We start from the raw sequence: 1,757 nt of genomic DNA, 5'->3' as shown, positions 1-1,757 counted from the left end.
TATTTAATTCTTCTATGAGTATGTTTGTTGGTACCCATGATAATTTTTCATTAAATACTCTTTCAAGTGTTTTATTATTTAAAAGTTCTTTTGTTTTAAGAGCTACAGACAATTTACACAAAACTTCTAAACTTGGATTATCTTTTTGACCTAATTCTAATTGTTGAATGTAAGCTCCTGATACATTGCACCTTTTACCTAATTCTCTTTGGGTATAGCCTAATTTTTTTCTATAGAATTTAATTTTATTTCCAATATCCATTCAATCACCTGCTTTCGCCCTTTTATTAAGCAGCTTGGCTAACTGCTATCTTAAAAGGGATGTCACCCTCGTCGTCTATTTCCGTATAACCGTCACTGTTATTGCTTTGCTGAGTATTTTGACTTGAATTACTATTTGCTTTATCACCCCACTCAAGGAACTGAACTTCATCAGCCACTACTTCAGTGACATATCTTCTAGTGCCATCTTTAGCCTCATAATTCCTTGTTTGAATTCTTCCTGCAATTCCTACAAGTCTACCTTTGGCTAAATAATTGGCAGCACTTTCAGCTTGTTTATTCCAAACTACTATAGGTACAAAATCAGCTTCCTGCTGCCCTTCTTTCTTAAATCTTCTATCAACTGCTAATGTAAACTTTGTTACTGCTGTCCCATTGCCGGGTAAAAACTGCAGGCCAGGATCTTTGGTTAGTCTTCCTATTAAAACAACTCTATTCAATTAAAATCACCTCTAAGCCTTAAATGACATTTGCTTTGAATTTTCGCCAGGCTCAAAGTGCGTTTCTAAAATATAACTGGATTCCAAATCTGCTGTATGGAGCGCAACTCCGGCCTTACACATATTCCATGCATTACTTATATTGTTATAATTCTGGCTTGGCTCATAACCGCCCATATGCCACCTTATAATCAATATTTCTTCTTTGCTCAGCCTTATAAATTGCTGTAGGAGAATAACACTCTTTTCTCCATGTCCAAAAGGACTTTGATCTTCTACTGCATAGTAAGGTACTTTTATCCACTTACCATCTTTTTTCATATTTCTTGAACTTACAGTATAAAAATTTGCCTTACAAAGATCATGCAGCAGTGCAGTAATTTTTACTGTATCGTCACTCAAACCAAAATCATACTCAATATTTTTCTTCTTAAATATTTCATACACATTTAGAGAATGTTCAGCTAATCCGCCTTTATAATTGCCATGGTATCTGGTGGAGGCAGGAGCTCCAAAGAAGTCGCTTTCCTCCAAATATTTAATTACTCTCTCTATGCCTTTCCTATCAGTATTTATCAGTAAATCAATTATTTTATCTTTAATTTCTTCTGATTTCATGTTTTCCTCCTATAGGTCCATATAAAATATGGTTTTTTCTAATTTCTTTGTGGCTCTGCAATAGTCACATTCCTCGCACCGTGTCGGCTGTTCTCTGCCCTGCCAAACGGCTTTTACTCTATCCATTAATATTTCCGTCTCTAAAAGCTTGTCTTCTATAAACTCCGTACCTAGTAAAATAACGGCTTTGTCAGGTATATCCTCCTTTGAGACGGCTATTATGTGCGGCTGAAAGTAATCATCCGCCTTGCGGTTTATACGGTCAATTTCGCAGTATATAGCCATCTGCAATAAATAGTCATAGTGTGTTATGAAATTCTCATTTCCATTAAACTTTGAATGAATATTCCTTGTAGTCTTTAAATCCACGATAACTTTTTTCTGAGGGTTATATATATCAAACATGGCTTTCCATGG

4 protein-coding genes are annotated in these 1,757 nt (G+C 35.2%); all 4 read right to left on the bottom strand.

The window, feature by feature from the left end; all coding sequences use genetic code 11:
- On the bottom strand, positions 1-262 hold a 262-nt coding region (locus tag CLCOS_RS20135), incomplete at its 3' end, for a helix-turn-helix domain-containing protein (RefSeq protein ID WP_153042969.1).
- 25 nt (positions 263-287) lie between these two features.
- Positions 288-722, bottom strand: a complete 435-nt coding sequence (locus tag CLCOS_RS20130) for a single-stranded DNA-binding protein (RefSeq protein WP_063601167.1) — start codon at positions 720-722, stop codon at positions 288-290.
- A gap of 12 nt (positions 723-734) precedes the next feature.
- Positions 735-1,340: an HD domain-containing protein gene (locus CLCOS_RS20125; RefSeq protein ID WP_063601168.1), complete on the bottom strand. Its 606-nt coding sequence runs from the start codon at positions 1,338-1,340 to the stop codon at positions 735-737.
- A 9-nt stretch (positions 1,341-1,349) separates the two neighbouring features.
- Positions 1,350-1,757: PD-(D/E)XK nuclease-like domain-containing protein (locus tag CLCOS_RS20120; RefSeq protein WP_193756612.1), on the bottom strand; the 408-nt coding region annotated here is incomplete at its 5' end.

This window comes from Clostridium coskatii (assembly GCF_001675205.1).
GTDB lineage: Bacteria > Bacillota > Clostridia > Clostridiales > Clostridiaceae > Clostridium_B > Clostridium_B ljungdahlii.
The sequence above is the reverse complement of the archived record's forward strand: the minus strand, read 5'-3'. Positions and strand labels throughout refer to the sequence as shown.